Source organism: Corallococcus sp. CA053C (assembly GCF_003611675.1).
Taxonomy (GTDB): domain Bacteria; phylum Myxococcota; class Myxococcia; order Myxococcales; family Myxococcaceae; genus Corallococcus.
Genome location: NZ_RAWA01000050.1, coordinates 1 through 23,270 on the forward strand (window position 1 = coordinate 1; position 23,270 = coordinate 23,270).

1 protein-coding gene is annotated in these 23,270 nt (G+C 71.4%); it reads right to left on the minus strand.

The annotated features are described in order from the left end of the window. The coding region (locus tag D7V97_RS09685) for a non-ribosomal peptide synthase/polyketide synthase (protein WP_120610337.1) at nucleotides 1-23,154 on the minus strand (23,154 nt) is incomplete at its 3' end. Between the last annotated feature and the right edge of the window lie 116 nt (nucleotides 23,155-23,270).

Genomic DNA, 23,270 nt, shown 5'->3' on the forward strand with positions numbered 1-23,270 from the left:
GGGCAGGGCCTTGCGGTCCACCTTGCCGCTGGGGGTCAGGGGCAGTGCCTCCAGGGTGACGAAGGCGGCGGGCACCATGTACTCGGGCAGCCGCGCGTGCAGGAACGCTCGCAGGGCGGCGGTGTCCAGCCTCCCTCCTTCGACGGTGACATAGGCGATGAGGCGCGGGTCTCCCGCGTGCTCCTGGCGCACGACGGCCACGGCTTCGCGGATCTCCGCCCAGGCCTGGAGCGCGGCTTCGATCTCTCCCAGCTCGATGCGGAAGCCGCGCAGCTTCACCTGGAAGTCGGCGCGGCCCAGGTACTCCAGCGTGCCGTCGGCGCGCCACCGGGCGATGTCTCCGGTGCGGTAGAGGCGGGCTCCGGGCGCATCGCTGAAGGCATCGGGAACGAAGCGCTCGGCGGTGAGCGCGGGACGGCGCCAGTAGCCCCGGCCCACCTGCACGCCGCCGATGAACAGCTCCCCCGGGATGCCCACCGGCACGGGCTGGTTCTTCCGGTCCAGGACGTACATCCGCGTGTTCGCCACCGGGCGACCGATGGGCACGACGCGCAGCGCTTCGTCGCGCGGGCACTCCCAGGACGTCACGTCCACCGCGGCCTCGGTGGGGCCGTAGAGGTTGTGCAGCGTGACGTGGGGCAGGCGGGCCTGCGCCTTGTGCACCAGGTCCGCGGGCAGGGCTTCGCCGCTGCACATCACCTGACGCAGCCGCGTCAGGCCCTCCAGGCCCGGCTCCTCCACGAAGGCCCGCAGCATGGACGGCACGAAGTGCGCCGTCGTCACGCCCTCCCGCGCCATCAACGCCGTGAGGTAGTCCGGCTCCTGGTGGCCTCCGGGCCTCGCGAGCACGAGCCTCGCCCCCGTCATCAGGGGCCAGAAGAACTCCCACACCGACACGTCGAAGCTGAACGGCGTCTTCTGCAACACCGTGTCCCCGGCCGTCAGCGCATACCGCCCCTGCATCCAGCGCAGGCGGTTGACGACGCCCGCGTGCGCGTTCATCGCGCCCTTGGGTCGGCCCGTGCTGCCGGATGTGAAGATGACGTAGGCGAGGGCGTCGTCGCCGGCCAGCGGGTGGGGCCGGTGCGTCGGCTCGCGGGCGATGGCGTCCCAGCCCGAGTCCAACGCGACGACGTGCGCGGAGTGCGGCGGCAGCGCGTCCCGGAACCGCTCCTGGATGAGGAGGACGGGCGCGGCGGTGTCCTCCAGCATCCCGGCGAGCCGCTCACTCGGGGTGCTTGGGTCCAACGGCACGTAGGCGGCGCCGGACTTGAGGACGCCCAGCAGGGCCACGACCATCTCCAGGGAGCGGTCCAGGCAGACGCCGACCAGCGTCTCCGGACCGGCCCCTCGTGCGCGCAGGTGGTGCGCGAGCTGGTTGGCGCGGGCTTCGAGCTGCGCGTAGGCGAGCCGCTGCTCCTCGAACTGGAGCGCGATGGCGTCCGGGGTGCGCTCGGCCTGGGCTTCGAAGAGCTGGTGGAGGCTCGTGCCGCGCGGGAAGTCCACGCGGGTGTCGTTCCAGGCTCGCAGCACCTGATCGCGCGCATCGGCGGAGAGCAGTGGTAGGTCCGCGACCGGCGCGTCCGGGGCGGCGATGACGGCCTTCGCCAGCACCGTGAGGTGCTCCGCCATCCGGGCCAGCGTTTCCTCGTCGAAGAGAGCGGTGGCGTACTCCAGGCGGCAGCGCAGTCCGTCGCGCTGCTCCCAGACCTCCAGCGTCAGGTCGAACTTGGACGTCGTCACCGGCACGTCCACGCCGCCAATCTGGAGTCCCTGGCCGCCGGTCGTCTGGGCCTCCGGCACGTTGATGACGTTGAGGATCGCCTGGAACACGGGTGTGCGGCTCAGGTCGCGCGGCACCTGGAGCACGTCCACCAGTCGCTCGAAGGGCATGTCCTGGCGCGCATAGCCGCCCAGGGCCTGCTGCTTCACGCGGGCAATCAGCTCCCGGAAGCTCGGGGCGCCATCGAGCTTCGCGCGGAAGGCGAGCGTGTTGACGAAGCAGCCCAGCAGGCCCTCCACCTCGGGGCGGGTGCGGCCGGCGATGGGCGTGCCCACCGCGAAGTCGTCCTGGCCGGAGTAGCGCGCGAGCACCCCCTGGAAGAGCGCCATCAGCACCATGAAGGACGTGGCGCCTTCGCGGCGACCCACGGCGAGCAGGGGCTCCGACAGCTCGCGCGGCAGGTGGAAGCGGTGGGCCGCGCCCGCGTAGGACTGCACGGCGGGGCGGGGCCGGTCGGTGGGCAGCTCCAGCGGCGGGGTGCCCTGGAGCAGCGCCTTCCACCACCGCACCTGATCATCCAGCACCGCGCCCTCCAGCTCCCGGCGCTGCCAGACGGCGTAGTCGGCGTACTGCACCGGCAGGGGCGGCAGGACGGACGGCACGCCCGCGCTGGCGCAGGCGTAGAGGACGGGCAGCTCACGGCTGAGGACCAGCGCGCACCAGGCATCGGAGACGACGTGGTGCAGGAGCAGGTGGAGGATGTGCGTGTCCGGAGACAGCCGCAGGAGCAGGGCGCGCGCGACGGGGCCCGTGTCCAGGTGGAAGGGCGTGGCGGTGTACGCCTGGCAGCGGCGAAGCATGGCGCTCTCGCGCGCTTCGGCCGTGTCACCGGGGACGTCCTCCCTGTCCAACGGGAGCGAGCCCGTGGCGTGGATGACCTGCACGGCGCCCGCGTTCGCCAGGGCGTAGGTGGTGCGCAGGACCTCGTGGCGCTCCACCAGTGCGTCGAGCGCCGTCTGCAGCGCCCGCACGTCCAGCGCGCCCGTGAGCCGGAAGATGATCGCGTTGTTGTAGGCGGTGCTGTCCGGCTCCAGCTGCTGGAGGTACCACAGGCGTTGCTGGGCGAAGGACAGCGGCAGGGGCCGGTTGCGTGGCACTCGCGGGATGGCCTGCGCGGCTCCGGAGGTCCGTGTCGCGGCGGTGGACGGTCCAGCAAGCGGGGCTGAAGCCTCGGTGGCACGGGGCTGCGGCGCTCCAGATTCAGTGCCCGTGGCCGGACGCGAGACTTCCGGTTCCTGCGCCTGACGCGACGGCGTGACAGGGGTGGAGGTTGCTCCGTTGGCAGGGCTCGCAGTCGGACGCTGTGCGAAGGGCTTGAAGGCCGGGAGCGACATGGGCTCGACGTGACCGTCGGCGCGCAGGCGCACGGGACGGCCGGTGCGGTAGAGGCGCGCGGAGGCGTGCCGGGGATGCGGCACGAGTCGGTGCGGCTCCTCTCCCGACACCTTCCACAGCGCGGCGGGCAGGCCCGCACCCTCAAGCGCCAACTCTCCCACGACGCCCGCGGGCACCGGCTCACCGGCCGCGTCGAGCACCCAGGCCTGGAGCCCCGAAGGCAGCTTCTCCCCAGGAGCCCGAGGCAGGAGGCCCGCCTCATGGGCCTCTCCCGCGAGCAGCACATCTCCCCCGGCAGTGCGCTGGAGCGCCGTCGCGAGTTCCACCGACGCGCCCTCCAGCACCCACGTGCCCACCGGTGCCAGGGCCTCGCGTGCGCCCGGTGCCGCCGTCAACGTGCGAGCCAGCCGGGCGGTGGTGTTCACCCACACCGCGCCGGCCTGTCGGGCCAGGGCCAGGAACTCCTCGATGCCCGCCGCGCCTTCGCCCCGCACACGGTGCTGACGCGAGGACTCGTCCGACACCAGCGCTTCACGCAGCGTGGCCAGCCGACGGAGCCCCTGCAACACGACGGGCGTCTCCAGCCCGAAGTCGATGAGGCACGTCACCTCATCCACGTCCGAGGCCCGCACGTCGCGCAGCCGCTTGAGCCCGCTCTCCACCGTGCCGATGAGGCCCGTGCCCTTCGCGTGGTGCTCGAAGGTGTGCTCCAGCAGCGCGTCGATGTCCTCCTTCGAGATCTTGTTGAGCTCGCCCTGGTGCCCCTGGGCCGCGAGCAGCGAGGCGGTGATGTCCGCGGAGCTGCGGAAGTACGCCAGCAGCGGCTTGCGCACCTGCCGGAGGACCTCGGCTTCGTCGTCACCGAGGAACGTGTGCAGCATGCACGTGATGTGTCCCCGGCCCGGGTGACCGTTGCGGCGCCAGGCCTCGCGGTACAGCGCCACCTTCGGCTTCAGCTCCTCCAGCGAGTGGGCGAACAGGCCCGTGAGGACGCCCGCGCCCAGCTCCCCCGCGAGACGGAAGGTCTCCGGGTTCGCGGTGGCGGTGAGCCACACGGGCAGCTCCTTCTGCACGGGCCTGGGACGCAGGCCCACCTCCACGGTGACGCCGTTGCCGCCGGGACGCACCATGCGCTCACCGCGCCACAGGGCGCGCAGGGTCTCCAGGTGGCGCAGCAGGATGTTGCGCCGGTCCGCGTAGTTCTGCGGCGCGAAGGTGAAGTCCTGCACGTGCCAGCCTGTCGCCACCGACACGTCGACCCGCCCTTGCGAGAGGTTGTCGACGACGGCCCACTGTTCAGCGATGAGGAGCGGGTCGTGCAAGGGGAGCACGACGCTGCCGGAGCGCAGGCGCAGGTTGCGCGTGACGGAGGCGAGCGCGGCGGAGACCACAGCCGGCTGCGGGTAGATGCCGCCGAACGAGTGGAAGTGACGCTCGGGCGTCCAGATGGCGGAGAAGCCATTCGCGTCCGCGAACTTCGCGCCCTCCATCAGCAGCTCGTACTTGGGTCCGGTGAGCGAGTCCTCGTCGTTGGCGAAGTACGACAGGCTCAGTTGCAGCGGATACGAAGCGCCTCCAACCGCATGGGAGAGGCGTGAGGCGACGGCCTCGGAAGGGAAGAGGATGCGCAGGCCGCGCGAGAGCGCCCAGAGCGCTTCGAGCTCGGGCTTCTCGGGCGCGGGCTCGGAGGCGGCGAGCCAGGTGGTCCCGGGTGTCGGACGCAGGCGCGCATCGAGGCCGGCGAAGAAGCCCGTCAACGACGCGTGACTCAGCGCCCACGCGGGCTGGCCCGCGCCCATGGGCAGCAACCACGCCAGCGTTTCGGGTGACGCAAGCGGGAGCGCACGGTCCTCCGTGAGCGGAGCCGCACCGTCCAGCACCTCCTCGACCTGGAGCACGCGCGTGGCGTCCAGGCGGGCGGAAGTGACCAGCCCCCGCCACGTGATGAGGCGGGGCGCGAGGCTGCCCTCCAACACATACAGGGGCAGCGAGTCCAGGTCCGTGGGCCCGAGCGTCACCGGAGCGCCGCCGGCTTCGAGCACGCCCCACAGCGCGGCCAGCTTCTCCGGCGATGCGCGGAGGCAGAGCGCCACGGGCTCTCCCGGCTGGAGCCCCTGATCCACCAGTCGCGTCGCGAGTCGATGTGCACGGGAGGCCAGCTCGCTCCAGGTCCAGCTCCGCTCGCCCTGGCCGAGGGCGACAGCGTCCGGCTGGCGCCGTGCATGTTCACGGAGCCGGGTGATCAGGGACGGCACGTCGGGGAGGGGCCGGGGCTCGGGCCACGCGAGGCGTTCAGCCTCGGTGGCCAGCGGCAGGCGGGAGAGGGACTCCTCGGGCCGGGCCAGCGCCGCGCCGAGCAACACCTGGAGGTGCTCCAGCATGCGCCGCGCGGTGGAGGCGTCGAACAGCTCCGTCGCGTACTCCAGCGCGCCGTGCACGCGCCCGGGCTCCTCGGTGAGGATGAGCGTCAGGTCGGACAGCGTGGCGCCCCATTGCACGGGCGTGCCCGGTACTTCGATGAACGTGCCGCGTGCCCCGACGGCGGCCAGCGCATCGCCGCCCATCTCCAGGTTCGAGTGGTACACGAAGACCGTGTCCGCCATGCGGTCCCGGCCAATGTCCTTGCCCGGGACGAGCTGTTCGACGAGCAGCTCGAACGGGACGTCTGGCCGCGACTGCACGTCGGTGACCTCGCGCCGCACGCGGTGCAGCAGCTCGCGGAAGCTCGGATCATCTCCGACGTGCGTGCGGAACGCGGCCGAGTGCGCCACGTAGCCGATGAGGGGCAGCAGCTCCGGTCGCGTGCGGTTGCCGATGGGCGTGCCGACGATGAGGTCCGTCTGGCCGGTGTAGCGGTGCAGCAGCGCGTTCCACGCGGCGAGCACCGTCATGTACGACGTGAAGCCCTCGCGCTTGCTGAAGGCGACCAGCTCCTGCGCGAGCGCGGGCGGGAAGTCCAACACCATGCGCTCGGAGGTGAGCGGACAGTTCGCGGGCCGGGGCCGGTCCGTGGGGATGCCGAGCTGCCGCGGCATGCCGGCCAGCCGCTGCCGCCACCACTGCTCCTGCTCGGGGAAGCGGGACTCCGCGAGCGACTGCCGCTGCCACGCACCGAAGTCCGCGTACTGCACCGGCAGGGGGGCCAGCGGGGACGGTCTGCCCTGGACGAAGGCGGCGTAGATCTGTCCGACCTCCTGGAGGAAGAGGGACGTGGAGAGCGTGTCACAGACGATGTGGTGGATGGCGCAGACCAGCAGGTGCAGGTCCGCGCGCAGGCGCACGAGCGTGGTGCGCAGGACGGGACCGCGCACCAGGTCGAAGGGCCGCGCGGCGTCCTCGCGGGCGAGTTGGAGGGCGGCCTCCTCGCGCTCCTCGGGCGTGCCTTCCACTTCGACGACGGGAAGGGGGATGCGCACGTGGGCGTGGAAGCGCTGTACGGGCCTGCCGTCCACCGCGTCGTAGGTGGTGCGCAGGGCCTCGTGTCGCTGGACGACTTCCTGGATGGCGCGCTCCAGCGTGGCGACGTCGGCGGGGCCCTCCAGGCGCAGGACGAAGGGAATGGTGTAGGCGGACAGGCCGGGCAGGTACTGCTCCAGGCGCCAGACGCGCTCCTGCACGAAGGAGAGGGGCAGGGGCCCGGTGCGCGGGAGGGGCACGAGCGGCAATTCGCGCGTGGGTTCGGCTGCGGGGGCGTTGCCGAGGAGGGGCTTGATGCGGAATGCGAGGCCCGCGACGGTGGGCGCCTCGAAGAGCGCGGCCAGCGGGACCTGGACGTTGAAGGCATCGCGGAGCTGGTTGAGGAGCTGCGCGGCCATGAGCGAGTTGCCGCCCAGCTCCAGGAAGTTGTCGTCGCGGCCGACGAAGTCCATGCCCAACCGCTCACGCCAGAGCGTGGCGATCCGGGCTTCGACGTCACCGCGCGGCGCGTCCTCACGGCCATCGGCGACGGAGGGCGGCGATGCCGTCTCTGCTGAGACGGGGGAAGCCGCCTGTACCGGAGACAGTGGAGGCCGGGTGTTCGCGGCGGAGACCTCCGAAGCGGAGACGCTGTACGGCGACACGGCGTTGGCGGAGCGCGAAAGCCCAGCGCCGAGCCGCGATGCAGGCCCATTCGCCGGTGCCGATGTTGAAGTCGAAGGTCCAGCGCCGAGCAGCGAGGCCGACCTGCTCTCTGGTGCGGACACTGCAACGGGTCGCGAGTCCTGGACATCGCGCGGCGGTGTCACGCTGGCCGGCGGCGCGAGGGGCCGTCCGGTGGCCTCGGCCTCGGAGGGCGCGCTGTCCTGGACGCGCGGCTCCACCCAGCAGCGCTTGCGCAGGAACGCGTAGGTGGGCAGGTGCACGCGGCGGCGCTGCTCGTGGGCGTAGAAGGCGCCCCAGTCCATCTCCAGGCCGGCTGACCACAGGTCTCCCACGCATTGCAGAAGCCCGGCCTGCTCCGTCGTGGTGCCATTCCGCCGCAGCGAAGCGAACGCCTTCACGCGCTCCTTGTCCTCGCCCAGGCAAGCGCGCATCAGCGGGGTGAGGTCCTGACCGGGCCCCACCTCCAGCAGCACGCTGCAACCCTCTTCCAGCAGCGCACCCACCGCGTCGGTGAAACGCACGGGCTGGCGCATCTGCGTGGCCCAGTAGTCAGGTGACGCCAGCTCGCCCGGAAGCGCCAGGGCGCCGGTGAGGCTGGAGACGTAGCGCACCGAAGGCTCACCGCGCTGGAGCGATGCCACCACGCGCGCAAGCTCGCCCATCAAGGGCTCCACGTCCGCGGAGTGGAACGCGTGGAGTGAAGGCATGCGCACCGCGCCGGCCTTCCGCTGCTGCAACAGGGCCTGGAAGCGCTCCACCTCCTCCACGGGCCCGGAGACGACGCACCGGTCCGGAGCATTGAGCGCGGCGAGCGTCAGCCGACCGGAGAGCAACGGCTGGACCTCCGCCGCCGATAGGGCCACGCCGAGCATCGCGCCCGGAGGCAGCCGGTGCATCAGCTCGCCTCGGGCCACGGCCAGACGCAGGGCCTCCGGCAGGGAGAGCACGCCCGCGACACAGGCCGCGGCATATTCGCCAAAGCTGTGTCCCAGCACGGCGTAGGGGACGATGCCCCAGTCCTGCCACAGCCGCGCCAGGGCCACCTGCACCGTGAAGAGGGCGGGCAGGGCGACGCGGGTGTCCGTGAGCGCGGTGGCTGCTTCCGCCTCCTGGCCCGGCCCCGGACGCAGCAGTGCTTCCATCCGCGCACGCAGGGGCGCATCCAGCAGCGCGAGGCACGCGTCCACGTGCGCGCGGAACGAAGGCACGGTCTCATCCAGCTCCCTGCCCATGCCCACCTGCTGGGTGCCCTGTCCTGAGAAGACGAAGGCCACGCGCTTCCGGCGAGCCCCTTCCACGTCCTTCAGCCGTACCGGTGTGGCTGCCTTGCGAAGCTGCTTCGCGAGGTCCGCCGCGTCGCGCGCCACCACCGTGCGCCGGTACTCGAAGGCCCGTCGTCCAACGGCCTGCGTGTACGCCATGTCGGCGAGCGCGGTCCGTGCCTCCGGCACATCGACGGAGAACCGGGCAGACAACGCGTCCAGTGCCTCGGGCGAACGCGCGGACAACACGTGCAGCGCGAGCTGCTTCGCCGCCGCCTCCAACGCTTCGGGAGAGCGCGCCGAAAGCACCGCGTTGGCGAGCTTCGACGATGCCGCCTCCAACGCCTCCGGAGACCGGTCTGCCAGCACATGCGAGGCAAGCCTCAGCGAAGCCGCCTCCAGCGCCTCGGGCGACCGCGCCGACAGCACGAAGAGCTGGTGCGAGCGCGCAGAGGGGCCGCTCCGGACGACGGGTGCCTCCTCCAGCACCGCGTGCGCGTTGGTGCCGCCCACGCCGAAGGAGCTCACCGCCGCGCGCCGGGGCGTCGCTCCCCGGGGCCACGGCCGCAAGCGGGTGTTGACGAAGAACGGCCCCGCGTCGAAGTCGATCTGGGGGTTCGGGTTCTCGAAGTGGAGGCTGGGCGGAATCTCTCCCTCGCGCAGCGACAGCGCGACCTTGATGAGCCCCGCGAGCCCCGCCACCGTGTCCAGGTGGCCCACGTTCGTCTTCAGCGAGGCCAGCGGGATGGTGCCCCGGTGTTCGGGCCCCAGGCCGTAGGCGCGCTGGAGCGCCGCCACCTCGATGGGGTCTCCCAACGGGGTCGCGGTGCCGTGCGCCTCCACGTAGCCGATGTCCTGCGGCGCCACGCCGGAGCGCTTCAGCGCCTGGGTGATGACGGCCGCCTGCCCCTGCACGCCCGGAGCGGTGAAGCCGGACTTGTTGCGTCCGTCGTTGTTGACGGAGGTGGCTCGGATGACGGCGTGGATGGGATCTCCATCGCGCACCGCGTCCTCCAGCCGCTTGAGCACCACGGCGGCCACGCCGCTGCCGGAGACGGTGCCCTGGCCCTTCGCATCGAAGGCGCGGCAGTGACCATCCGGGGAGTAGATCATCCCCTCCTGGTGCACGTAGCCCGTGCGCTGCGGCACCGACAGCCGCGTCGCGCCCGCGAGCGCCACGTCCGACAGGCCGGACAGCAGGTTCTGACACGCGACGTGAACGGCCACGAGCCCCGTAGAGCACGCGGTGTACACGAGCATGCTCTCGCCGGTGAGCCCCAGCTTGTAGGACACCTTCGTCGGCAGGCTCTGGTACGTCGCGGTGCCGAACAGCTCGAAGTACGCCGCCGAGTCCAACGGCATGTGCTGCTGGACCTCGTTCGCGTAACCCGACTCGTTCGCTCCCGCGAACAGCGAGATGACACCGGGGAAGCGCGCGGGGTCGACGCCCGCGTCCTCCAGCGCGGCCCACGCGCACTGGAGGAACATCCGCTGCTGCGGGTCGGTCCACTGCGCTTCGCGCAGCGACATATCGAAGAACGCGGGATCGAATTGATCGATGTCCGCGAGCACCCCGTGGGCGGGCACGAAGCCCGGGTGCTGCCACAGCTCCACGCCCGCGGGCAGGCCGGGAAGGTGCTCCAGCTCCTCCGGGCTGAAGCGGGAGATGGACTCAACGCCCTCGCGAAGGTTGCGCCAGAAGTCCTCCACGGAGGCCGCGCCGGGGAAGCGCCCCGACATGCCGATGATGGCGATGGCACCTGATGGCAGCGCGGGCGCGGGTGCGGACACAGAAGGCGTGGGTGCTGGCGTCGGCGGCGCTGCCGCAATCGTGGTCACGGGCGCCGCCGCGACCGGAGATGACGCAGGGAGGGGCGCTTCCGTGAATGTTGCGTGCAGGGCAGGCTTCTCCATCTTCGACGCCTCAGCCTTCCCTCCCTCGCGCGCCAGTCGCTGGGCGAGCGCATGGATGGTGGGGTGCTCGAACAACCAGACGACAGGCACGTCGCGCTGGAGCTCCTCACGCAACCGATTGGCGACGCGGACCACGGTGAGCGACGTGCCCCCCAGGTCCTCGAAGAAATGATCGTGGACTCCGACGCGCCGGGCCCCCAGCTCACGGGCCCAGACGGCGGAGAGCTGTTCCTCCAGCGGATCACCGGGCTCCACGAAGCGGCCCTTGCGCGCGGTGGACGCGGCGTCAGGAGCGGGGAGGGCGTGGCGGTCCAGCTTGCCGTTGGCGTTGAGCGGCAGGGCGGGCAGGGTGACGAACGCGGTCGGCACCATGTACTCGGGCAGTCGCTGCCGCAGGTGTTCGCGCAGGGCCTGGACGTCCAGTGCCCCCGCGACGCCAGGCACCACGTAGGCCACGAGCCGCTTGTCGCCCGGAGCGTCTTCGCGCACGAGCACGGCGGCATCCGCGATGGCGGGCCTCCAGGCCTTGAGGGCGGCTTCGACCTCGGACAGCTCGATGCGGTAGCCGCGCACCTTCACCTGGCTGTCGATGCGGCCCAGGAAGTCCAGGCTCCCATCCGCGCGCCAGCGCACCAGGTCCCCCGTGCGGTACACGCGCTCGCCGGCCGTGGTGGCGAAGGGGTTGGGGAGGAACCGCTCCGCGGTGAGGTCGGGGCGGGAGATGTAGCCGCGCGCGAGGCCGTCACCGCCGATGAGCAGCTCACCGGGCACGCCCACGGGCACGGGGCGCAGCGCGCCGTCCACCACGTACACGCGCGTGTTCGACAGCGGCGGACCGATGGGGATCGCATCGCCCCGGATGTCCTCGGGCCTGTTCATGCGCAGGCAGCAGGTGAAGACGGTGGCCTCGGTGGGTCCGTAGCCATTGACCACGGGGAGCCCCAGCGTCTCCACCACTCGGCGCGTGTGCGTGGGCGACAGGACGTCCCCACCCACGAAGAGCTGCCGCAGGCCGCGCAGCACCTCCAGCTTCACGTCCACCACCTGCGCGAACAGGCCCGCGGACAGGTAGAGCGACGTGACGCCATGCCGGCGAAGGACCTGCCCCAGCAGCTCCAGGTCGGTGGGTGGCTGGGGCGGGAAGACGACGAGCCGACCGCCGGAAAGCAGCGGTCCCCAAACCTCCAGCGTCGATGCGTCGAACGACAGCGGCGCGATCAACAGGAAGGCCTCGTCCGGGCTGAAGCGGGCCCAGGTGGCGCCGTGCAGCAGGCGCAGCACGCCCCGGTGCTCCACGGCAACGCCCTTGGGACGGCCCGTGCTGCCGGAGGTGAAGTCCACATAGGACAGGTTCCGCGCGGAGATCGCCACGTCTGGAGCGGTGGTCGGCTGTCCCTCCAGCGACAACTCCTCCACGAAGACACACGGCACGTCGTCCGAGACCGGCAGCGTGGAGCGCAGCGCGCGCGTGGTGACGAGCAGCCGGGGCGGTGCGTCCTCCAGCATGAGGCTCAGTCGCCGCGCCGGATACGCGGCATCCAACGGCACGTAGGCCCCGCCCGCCTTCAGGATGGCCAGGAGCGTGACGATCAATTCGACGGAGCGCTCCAGACACACGGCCACGAGCGCATCCGGGACCACACCGTGCGAGCCCAGCAGGTGGGCCATTGCATTGGCGCGCGCATCCAGCTGCGCGTACGTGAGGCGCGCGTCACCGAACTCCAGCGCGACGGCGTCCGGGCGCAGGGCCACCTGGTGCTCGAAGTGCGCGGCGACGTTCGAATCGCGAGGGTAGTCCACCGCGGTGGCGTTCCACGTCGTGAGCACCTGTCGACGCTCCTCAAGCGTGAGCCACTCCAGCCGGGACAGCGCCACGTCCGGAGCGGCGACGACCGCGTCCAGCAACGTGCGCAGGTGGCCGATCAGCCGCTCCACCGTGGAGCGTTCAAAGAGGTCGGTGCTGTATTCGAGGACGCCACGCAGGCCGTCCGGGGCCTCGTGCAGCAGCAGGCCCAGGTCGAAGCGCGCCGTGGCGTTGTCCACCGGCACCGGGCGCAGCGTGAGGCCCGGCGCCTTCAGCTCCCCCGTGGGCGCGTTCTGCAGCGCGAAGACGACCTGCACCAACGGATTGCGGCTCAGGTCGCGCGGCACCTGGAGCTCCTCGACGAGCTTCTCGAAGGGCAGGTCCTGGTGTTCGAACGCGGAGAGCGTCGTGCCGCGCACCTGGGCGAGCAGCGTCCGGAACGTGTCACCCGCGCGCACGCGTCCGCGCAGCACCAGCGTGTTCACGAAGAAGCCGACCAGTCCTTCCAGCTCCCCGTGGTTGCGGCCCGCGATGGGCGAACCCACCAGCAGCTCCTCCTGCCGTGCGTAGCTCGACAGCAGCACCTGCCACACCGCGAGCAGCGCCATGTACGGCGTCGCGCCCTCCTTGCGACCCAGCGCCACCAGCCGCTCCACCGCCTCCAGCGGCAGGTGCACGGGAAGGAGCGCGCCCTGCGTGGACTGGAGCGCGGGGCGGGCCTTGTCGGTGGGCAGCTCCAGCACCTGGGGCGCCCCGGCGAGGTGTTGTTTCCACCACGCCACCTGCTCGGCCAGCACGTCCCCCTGGAGCCACGAGCGCTGCCACACGGCGAAGTCGGCGTACTGCACGGGCAGCGCGGGAAGCACGGGCGTCCGGCCCGAAGCGAAGGCCTCGTAGCCCGTGGCCACCTCGCGCACCAACACCCCCAGCGACCAACCGTCGGAGACGATGTGGTGCATGCACAGCAGCAGCAGGTGCTCCGTCGGCCCCAGTCTCAGGAGGCGCGTGCGCAGCAGCGGCCCCCGGCCCAGGTCGAACGGCCGCGCTGCCTCTTCCACGGAGCACCGACGGGCTTCGTCTTCACGCGCCGCCGCGTCCACGGTCGTCAGGTCGGTAACGGGCAACTCCCAGGCGGAAGCCGCGTGCACCGTTTGAACAGGCTGACCGTCCTTCATCGCGAAGGTGGTCCGCAGGGCTTCGTGGCGGGCGACCACCTGCTCCAGGGCGTGCCGCAGTGCCTCGGTGTCCAGGGCGCCTTCCAGCCGCAGCGCCGTGGTGATGTTGTAGTGGCTGCCACCGGGACGGAGCTGCTCCACCACCCACAGCCGCTGCTGCGCGAAGGACAGGGGCAGGTCCCGCTCGCGCGATGTGGCGACGAGGGCCGGAATGCCGGGGCCCGCGACGCGGGAGAGCAGCTGCGCCTCCACCCGGTCGGTGAGCCGCGCGACGGTGGGCGCATCGAAGAGGGCCCGCAGCGGCAGCTCCACACCGAACGTGGTCCGCAGCCGAGAGACGAGCTGCGTGGCGAGCAGCGAGTGCCCACCGATGACGAAGAAGTCGTCGTGCAGTCCCACCTGCTCCAACCGGAGGAGGTCCTGGAACAGCGTGGCGATGCGCTGCTGGAAGCGCGTCATCCGCTCCGGAGCCGAGGGCCCCACGGCGACCGCCCGCGCATCCGGCGACGGCAGGGCCTTGTGGTCCACCTTGCCCACGGGCGTGAGCGGCAGGGCGTCCAACGCCACGAACGCGGAGGGCACCAGGGGCGCGGGGAGCCGTTCGGAGACGAAGGCGCGCAGCACCGTCGCGTCCACCGGAGCGCCGGGCACGTACCACGCCACCAGCCTCGGGTCGCCGGAGCCCTCATCCCGCAGTCGCGCCACGGCGGCCTTCACCGACGGGTGCTGGCGGAGGATGGCCTCCACCTCGCTCAACTCGATGCGGAAGCCGCGCAGCTTCACCTGCGTGTCGATGCGGCCCAGGAAGTCCAGCGTGCCGTCCGGCAGCCAACGGACCCGGTCACCCGTGCGATAGAGCCGGGCTCCGGGCACGTCCCCGAATGGCGAGGGCACGAAGCGCTCGGCGGTCAGCGCGGGACGGCCCAGGTAGCCGCGCGCCAGGCCATCACCGCCCAGGTACAGCTCGCCCGGGACGCCCACGGGCACGGGCTGGCCGCGCGCATCCAGCACATACGTCTGGACCCGCGTCATCGGCCGGCCGATGGGCACCGACGTGGCGTGCTCCGGCAGGTCCACGAGGTCGTGCGTGGTGACGCCGACGGTCGCCTCCGTGGGGCCATAGAGGTTCACCAGCCGACCCGGAGCGCCCGCTCGGAGCACGGCGCGAGCGGCGTCCGCGTTCGCGGCCTCACCGGCGAACAGCACCACGCGCATCGTGGCGAAGGCGTCCGGAACCTCGCGGGCCACCGTGTGGAACAGCGCCGTGGCGAACAGCGCGGTGGTGGCGCCCACCTCGCGCAGGGTTCGCGCCAGCTCCGCGGGAGCCAGCGTCACCTCTCGCGGAAGGATGACCAGCCGGGCGCCATGGAGCAGCGCGCCCCAGACCTCGAAGGTGGCCAGGTCGAACGACGGCGTGCCCGCCTGCACCATGCGGTCATCGGGCCCCAGCTGGACGTAGTTCGTGTCCCGCACCAGGTGCACGATGGAGTGGTGCGTGATGCCCACGCCCTTGGGCTGGCCCGTGGAGCCCGACGTGTAGAGCACATAGGCCAGTTGCTCCGGCACCACGGTGACGTCCTCGTTCGCGCGGGTCGACTGCTGACCCAGCGCCTCCGCGTCGGAGTCGAGGCACACCGTGGGCAGCGCATGCGAGGGAAGCGCGCCCAGGAGCGCCTGCTGCGCCACCACCGCGCTGACGCCCGCGTCCTCGAACATGAACGCGAGCCGGGGGCGCGGGTACGCGGGATCCATGGGCACGTAGCACCCACCCGCCTTGAGGATCCCGAGCATCCCCACCACCAGCTCCACCCCTCGCTCCACGCACAGCGCGACGCGAGCCTCCGGTCGCAGCCCGGACGCCAGCAGGTGCCGGGCCAGTTGATTCGCCCGTGCCTCCAGCGCCGCGTAGGTGAGCGACCGTGCCTCGTGTTGCACGGCCACGGCGTCGGGAGTGCGCAGGACCTGGGCCGCGAACAGCTCCGGGACGGTGCGCGGCGCGAGCGGCTGGTGCGTGGCGTTCCAGTCGACCAGCACCCGCTGTCGCTCGGTCCCGTGCAGCAGGGCGTGTCCCGACAGCGGCACGTCGGGCCGGGCCGTGAGCGATCCGAGCAGCGCCTGGAAGTGCGACATCATCCGGACGACGGTGGCGGGCTCGAAGAGGTCGGTGCTGAAGTTGAGGTCGCCGCTGAACGCGTCGTCCCGTTCCTGGAGGCTGAAATCCAGGTCGAACTTCGCGGTGCTGATCTCCCCGCTGCGCAGCTCCAGGCGCAGGCCGGGAAGGTCCAGCGCCCCAAGAGGCGCGTTCTGGAACGTGAAGGCCACCTGGAACAGCGGCGAGCGGCTCAGGTCCCGAGCCCCCTGCATGCCCTCCACCAGCTTCTCGAAGGGCAGGTCCTGGTGCGCATACGCCGCGAGCGTCGTCGCCTTCACCTGCGCCAGCAGCGCACGGAACGAAGCCCGAGGGTCGATGCGGGCGCGCAGCACCAGCGTGTTGACGAAGAAGCCGATGAGGCCTTCGGTCTCCGCGCGGTTGCGGTTGGCGATGGCGGAGCCCACGAGGACGTCGTCCTGGCCGGCGTAGCGCGACAGCAACAACTGGAAGCCCGCGAGCAGCACCATGAACGGCGTGGCGCCTTCACGCGACGCCAGCGCCTTCACGGATGCGGAAAGCTCAGCAGACAACGCCACGGGGAGCGACGCGCCGCGGAACGACTGCGCGGCGGGACGAGGCTTGTCGGTGGGCAGGTCCAACGCGGCAGGTGCATCGGCGAGCTGCTGCCGCCACCAGTCCAGCTCCGCCTGGAGCACGTCTCCCTGCAACCACTGGCGCTGCCAGAGGGCGAAGTCGGCGTACTGGACGGGCAGTGCGGGCAGTGCGGGCGTCTGTCCGGAGTCGAAGCCGCGGTACAGCGCACCCAGCTCACGAGCGAAGACACCGATGGACCAACCGTCGGACACGATGTGGTGCAGCGTGAGGAGCAGCCAGTGGCGGCGCGGGTCCAGCCGCAGCAACACGGCGCGCACGAGCGGGCCGGTGCCCAGGTCGAAGGGGCGCGCGGCTTCGACGGCGGCGTGGCGGCGCGCTTCCTCTTCGCGGCGGGACTCGGTAACGGACGTCAGCGCGACGACGGGCAGGGAAAGCGTGACGCCGGTGTGGAGCCGCTGGACGGGAGCCTCTCCCTCGGAAGCGAACGTGGTGCGCAGCGCCTCATGCCGTTGCACCAGGGCCTGGAGTGCCTGCTCCAGCGCGGCGGCATTCAAGGTGCCATCAAGCACGAGGATGCCGGGCACGTTGTAGAAGGCACTGCCGGGCTGGAGCTGATCCAGGAACCACAGCCGCTGCTGGGCGAACGACAGCGGCACGGGGCCGGTGCGAGGCATGGGCACGAGCGGCGGCGTCCCCGGACGTGAACCCTCCTGCGCACGCAGTGCCGCCACGCGGATGGCGAGCGTCTCCACGGTGGGCGCGGTGAACAAGTCCCCCAGGGGCAGCTCCACCCCGAGCGTCGAACGCAGTCGTGACACCACCTGGGTTGCCAGCAGCGAATGGCCGCCCAGGTCGAAGAAGTCATCGTGGATGCCCACGCGAGCCACGTGCAGCACTTCGCCAAACAGCGCGGCGAGCTGTTCCTCCAGCGCATCGCGCGGAGCGACGAAGCGATCCTCCGACGCCACGGGAGCCTCCGGCACCGGCAGTGCCGAGCGGTCCAGCTTGCCGTTGGCGTTCAAGGGCAGTGCATCCAGCACCACGATGGCGCCAGGGATGAGGTAGTCGGGGAGCCGCTGCTGGAGGGCGGAGCGCAGGGCCTTGCCCTCCAACGCCACTCCGACGACGTAGGCCACCAGTCGCTTGTCCCCGGCGACGTCCTCGCGCACCACGGCCATGGCCTCGTGCACGCCGGGCAGTCCGCGCAGGGCTGCTTCGATCTCGCCCGGTTCGATGCGGAAGCCCCGCAGCTTCACCTGGAAGTCGGTGCGGCCCAGGAAGTCCAACGTCCCATCCGGACGCCAGCGGGTCCTGTCACCGGTGCGGTAGAGGCGCGCGCCCGGCGTAGTGCTGAAAGGGTGCGGGAGGAAGCGCTCGGCGGTGAGTGCGGGCTGGTGCAGGTAGCCCCATGCGAGTCCTTCGCCACCGACGTACAGCTCGCCGGGCATGCCCGGAGGCACCGGCCGCATCGCCGCATCCAGCACGTACGCGGTGGAGTGGGGCAGCGGCCGACCGATGGGAACGGAGGCGCCCACCGTGTCTCCCGCGCGCAGGGCATGGGTGGTGGAGAACGTGGTGTTCTCGGTGGGCCCGTAGCCATTGACGAGCAGGGCGCCCGGAGGAAGTCGCGTCAGGTGCTCCTGCACGCGGGACGCGGGAAGCACATCACCGCCCGCCAACACCTGGGGCACGCTGGCGAGGGCGTCCGGATGGTGCACCGCCATCTGTTCAAAGAGCGCTGCCGTGAGCCACAGGGTGGTGACGCGGTGGTGGTTCAGCGTCCCGGCGATGCGCGCGAGGGACAGCTCTCCCGGAGGTGCGAGCACGAGCCGGGCCCCATGCAGCAGCGCGCCCCAGATTTCGAGCGTGGAGGCATCGAACGCCGCGGGCGCAAGCTGGAGGAACACCTCCTCACGACCGAAGCGCACGAAGTCGGTATCCACCACCAGCCGCAGCACGGCGCGGTGCGGAACGCAGACCCCCTTGGGAGTCCCCGTGGAGCCCGAGGTGAAGAGGACATAGGCGAGGCTGTCCCCGCCCAGCCCCGGTACGGGCGGAGCCGTCTCCGGCCGCGAGGCCCACCGCGAGGACTCCGCGTCCAGGAGCACCAGTGGCGTCAGCAGGGAGGGCAGCTCGTCCGCGAGCGCTTCCAGGGTGAGGACCATCGCCGGGCCGGACTGCTCCAGCAGGAGCGACCACCGCTCGGGAGGGGCGTTCAGGTCGATGGGCACGTAGGCAGCGCCAGCCTTGAGCACGGCCAGCAGCGAGACGATGAGCTCCGGCGAACGCGGCAGGAGCACCGCGACGCGACTGCCACCCGCGATGCCCGAGGCCCGCAGGTGGTGCGCGAGCTGGTTCGACCGCGCCTCCAGCTGCGCATAGGTGAGGTTCCCCGCTTCGGAGACCAACGCCAGCGCATCGGGCGCAAGCGCGACCTGCTGGGCGAAGCGCTCGGGGATGGACTGCTCCGGGAACCCACGGAGCGCCGAAGCGCCACTCCAGTCCTCCAGCACCCGCCGCCGCTCCTCGCCAGCCAGCAATGACAGTCCCTGCACGGGGACGTCGAGCTGTCCGGGAAGCGCTTCGAGCAGCGCGGCGTAGTCGCGCAGCAGTCCCTGGAGGAAGGCCTCGTCGAAGAGGTCGGTGTTGTAGTGGAGGCTTCCGGTGAAGCCCTCCGCGGACTCCTCCAGGATGAGGCTGAAGTCGTACTTCGACGGTGTGAACGGGGCAGGCAGCTCGCGCAGCGCGAGTCCCGGCAGACGCCACTCCGCCGTGGGCGCGTTCTGGAGCGTGAGGGTGACCTGGAAGAAGGGCGTGTGGCTCGTGTCACGCGCGGGCTGGAGCTCCTCGACCAGCTTCTCGAAAGGGACGTCCTGGTGCTCGAAGGCGCTCAGCGTGGTGGCGCGCACCTGGGCGAGCAGCGTCCGGAACGAAGCACGCGGGTCGATGCGGGCACGCAGCACCAGCGTGTTGACGAAGAAGCCGATGAGGCCTTCGGTCTCCGCGCGCGTGCGCCCCGCGACCGGAGCGCCCACGCTGACGTCCTCCTGTCCCGCATACCGCGAGAGCAGGAGCTGATACGCGGCCAGCAACACCATGAAGGGTGTAGCGCCTTCCCGCTTTGCCACCGCGTGCACCACCTCCGACAGCTTCCGCGGCAGTCTCACCGCGACCTGACTCCCCGCGAACGTCTGCACGGCCGGACGCGGCCGGTCGGTGGGGAGCATCAACAGCGGAGGCGCCCCGGCGAGCTGCTCGCGCCACCAGGAGAGCTGCGTCGCGAGCACGTCGCCCTGCAACCATTGGCGCTGCCACGCGGCGAAGTCCGCGTACTGGATGGGCAGGGGCGGCAGCGCGGGCGTCTGGCCGGAAGCGAAGGCGCGGTAGAGGGCCACCAGCTCCCGCACGAGGACGCCCGTGGACCAACCATCCGAGGCGATGTGGTGGGTGAGCACGAGCAGCACGTGCCGCGTCTCCTCCACGCGCACCAGCACCGCGCGGAAGAGCGGGCCTCGGGCCAGGTCGAAGGGCTGCCGCGCCTGTTCGGCGACGAAGCGCTGGAGCCGTGAAGCACGCGCATCGGGAGGCAAGGCGCCCAGGTCCACCACTTCGAACGGGCACGCCGCATCGGAGGCGATGCGCTGCACGGGACCCTGGGGGCCCGAGACGAACGTGGTGCGCAGCACCTCATGGCGCTGGACCAGCGTATCCAGGGCCTGTCGCAGCGCACGGGCCTGGAGTGCTCCTTCTAGCTGCACGATGCCGGGCAGGTTGTAGGCGATGGAGCCGGGCTGGAGCTGCTCCAGGAACCACAGTCGCTGCTGCGCGAAGGACAGGACGAGCCCTCCGTCGCGAGGCACGGGACGCAGGGGCGGAGCCAGGGGACCCGAGGAACGCCCCTGCGCTTCATCGATGGCGGAGGCGAGCGCCGCGAGCGTGGGCGTCTTGAAGACGGCGCGCAGTGGGAGCTCGAACTGGAAGGCCGCGCGGATCCGCGACAGCAGTTGCGTCGCCAGCAGCGAGTGGCCGCCCATGGCGAAGAAATCGTCGTGCACACCCACGAGCTCGACGCGAAGCAGCTCCGCCCAGATGGAAGCGAGCCGCTCCTCGGTCGGCGTGCGCGGTGCGACATACGCGGGGGTGACGACCGTGGCGACGTCGGGCGTGGGCAGGGCCTTGCGGTCCACCTTGCCGCTGGAGGTGAGGGGCAGGGCGGACAACGGGACGAACACCGCGGGCACCATGTACTCGGGAAGCTTCTCCACGAGGAATGCGCGGAGGGCTTCGGTCTCCACGGGGGGCAGGCCCGCACGGCCGACGAGATACGCCACCAGTCGCGTGTCACTGGTCGTGGTCCCCGCGCGCGCGACCACCACCGCCTGCTGCACCGCGGGGTGCTGCTCCAGCGCGGATTCAATCTCCCCCAGTTCGATGCGCAGCCCGCGCACCTTCACCTGGAAGTCGGCGCGGCCCAGGTACTCGATGGCGCCGTCCGGCAGCCAGCGGGCCACGTCCCCGGTGCGGTACAGCCGGGCGCCGGGCGTGTCGCTGAACGCATCCGGAATGAAGCGCTCCGCGGTCAGCTCGGGACGGCCCAGGTACCCGCGCCCCACCTGCACGCCGCCGATGAACAGCTCCCCGGGCACGCCCTGGGGCACGGGCCGCAGCGAGGCATCCAGCAGCCGGATGTCCGTATTCGCCACCGGATGACCGATGGGCACCAAATGCCCCAGCGCGCCGCGCACGCATTCGTAGGCCGTGACCTCCACCGCGGCCTCGGTGGGGCCATAGAGGTTGTGCAGCCGGATGGTGGGAAGGCGCGCCAGACAGCGCTCGGCCAGCTCCAGCGGCAGCGCTTCACCGCTGCACACCACGCGGCGCAACGAGGCGCAGCGCTCCAGGCCCGGCTCCTCCAGGAAGGCCTGGAGCATGGACGGCACGAAGTGCGTGGTGGTGACGCGCTCCCGGGCGATGAGGTCCGCGAGGTAGCCCGGATCCTGATGACCGCCAGGACGTGCCACCACCAGCCGCGCGCCCGTCATCAACGGCCAGAAGAACTCCCAGACGGACACGTCGAAGCTGAACGGCGTCTTCTGCAACACGACGTCGTCCGGCGACAGCGGCTGCGCTCCCTGCATCCACAGCAAGCGGTTCACGATGCCGGGATGCGCGTTCATCGCGCCCTTCGGTCGTCCCGTGCTGCCGGAGGTGAAGATGACGTAGGCCAGCGCCTCTTCGGGCGACACCGGAGGCGGTGTCGTGGACGGCTGCCGCTCCACGGCGGTCCATTGGGAGTCCAGGCAGAGCACCGGCACGTCCTGGACGGGGAACCGCGCCACCAGTCGCTCCAGCGCGAGGATCACCGAGGGCCGCGCGTCCTCGAACATCCACGCGAGCCGCTGCGCGGGGAAGGACGGATCAAACGGCACGTAGGCGCCACCGGCCTTCAGCGTGGCGATCAGCGCCACCACCAGCTCCAGCGACCGCTCCAGCAGCAGCCCGACACGGACCTCCGGCCCCACCCCAAGCCCGCGCAGGTGCCACGCAAGCTGGTTCGACCGTGCATCGAGCTGTGCGTACGTGAGCGACGTGCCCTCGAAGGTGACGGCCACCGCCTCCGGCGTGCGCGCGACCTGTGCTTCCACGAGCTGATGCAACAGCAGGCCGCGCGGGAAGGCCTCACGAGGGCCATTCCAAGCATGGAGCACGCGCTGACGCTCCGCTGCATCCAGCAGGGACAGCTCGGACAGGCGCGCGTCAGGCCGTGAGGCAGCGTCCTCCAGCAGCGTGCCCAGGTGGCCCAGGAGCCGCGCCATCGTGGCCTCGTCGAAAAGGGCGGTGCGGTACTCGGCGGTGAGGCGCAGCCCGTCAGGCTGTTCGAACGCGAAGAGGGTGAGGTCGAACTGGGCGAAGCCGCTGTCGACGAGCTGCGCATCGAGCGACAGCCCGGGCAGGCGCACGGCGGGCAGGGGCGTGTTCTGCAGGACGAACATCACCTGGAAGAACGGAGGCACATCCAGGTGGCGCGGAGGCTGGAGGACCTCCACCAGCTTCTCGAACGGCACGTCCTGATGCGCGAAGGCGCCCAGCGACGTGGCGGCCACGCGCCCGACGAGCGTGCGGAACGATGGATCGCCCTCCAGCGATGTGCGCAGCGCGAGCGTGTTGACGAACAGGCCGACGAGCCGCTCCAGCTCCGCGCGGGAACGCCCCGCGACAGGAGTGCCCACCGTGAGGTCCTCCTGGCCGGAGTAGCGCAGCAGCAGCAGCTTGAAGCCCGCGAGCAGGACGGTGAACAGCGTGGTGCCTTCCTGTCCCGCGAGCGCGGTGAGGCGCTGGACGAGCACGGTGGGCAGCACCGCCGACACGGTCGCGCCCCGCGTGTCCACCTGGGCCGAGCGAGGCCGATCCGTGGGCAGCGACAGCACCGCCCGGGGATCCAACCGCGAGCGCCACCATTCGAGCTGCGAGGCCAGCTCCTCGCCCCGCAGCGATTCGCGCTGCCACACGGCGAAGTCCCCGTACTGCAACGGCAGGTCGGGCAGCGTCGCTGGCGTGCCTGAAACCAGGGCCGTGTAGAGCACGCCCAGTTCGTGCACCAGCAGGCCCATGGACCAGCCGTCGGACACGGTGTGGTGCAGCTTGAGCAGCAGCAGGTGCTCCGTGTCGGAGACGGCGAAGAGCGCGGCGCGCAGCAGCGGGCCCTGCTCCAGATCGAACGGCGCGCGCGAGGCCTCGTGCAGCAGGCGCCATGCGTCCGCGTCATCCTTCGCGTCCACCACGGGCAGGGGCACGACGAACTCGGGGACGACGCGCTGCCAGGGCCGGCCCTCCTGTTCAACGAACGAGGTGCGCAGCACGGCGTGGCGGCGCACCACTTCGTTCAGGCTGCCCGCCAGCGACCCCACGTCGAGCCTTCCCGACAGCCGCACGGAGTAGAGCAGGTCCAGCCCGGCCTGCCCTGGCGACAGGCGCTCCTGGAACCACATGCGCTCCTGGCCGAACGACGCCGGGATCCGCTGCGAGGGGCGGCGCTTCTCGCGCAAGAGCTCCGCCAGACGCGCGCGTTTCTGCTCAGGGGTAGGGGACATCGGGGCCGCGACTCCTTGGGAGGGGACTCGCCGGGCACTCGGGAACAGCGATGCGACCTGCTCCCGGGCTGCAAGACGGCGCGGATAGTAGTCAGCGCCTCCGACACGGCGGCAGC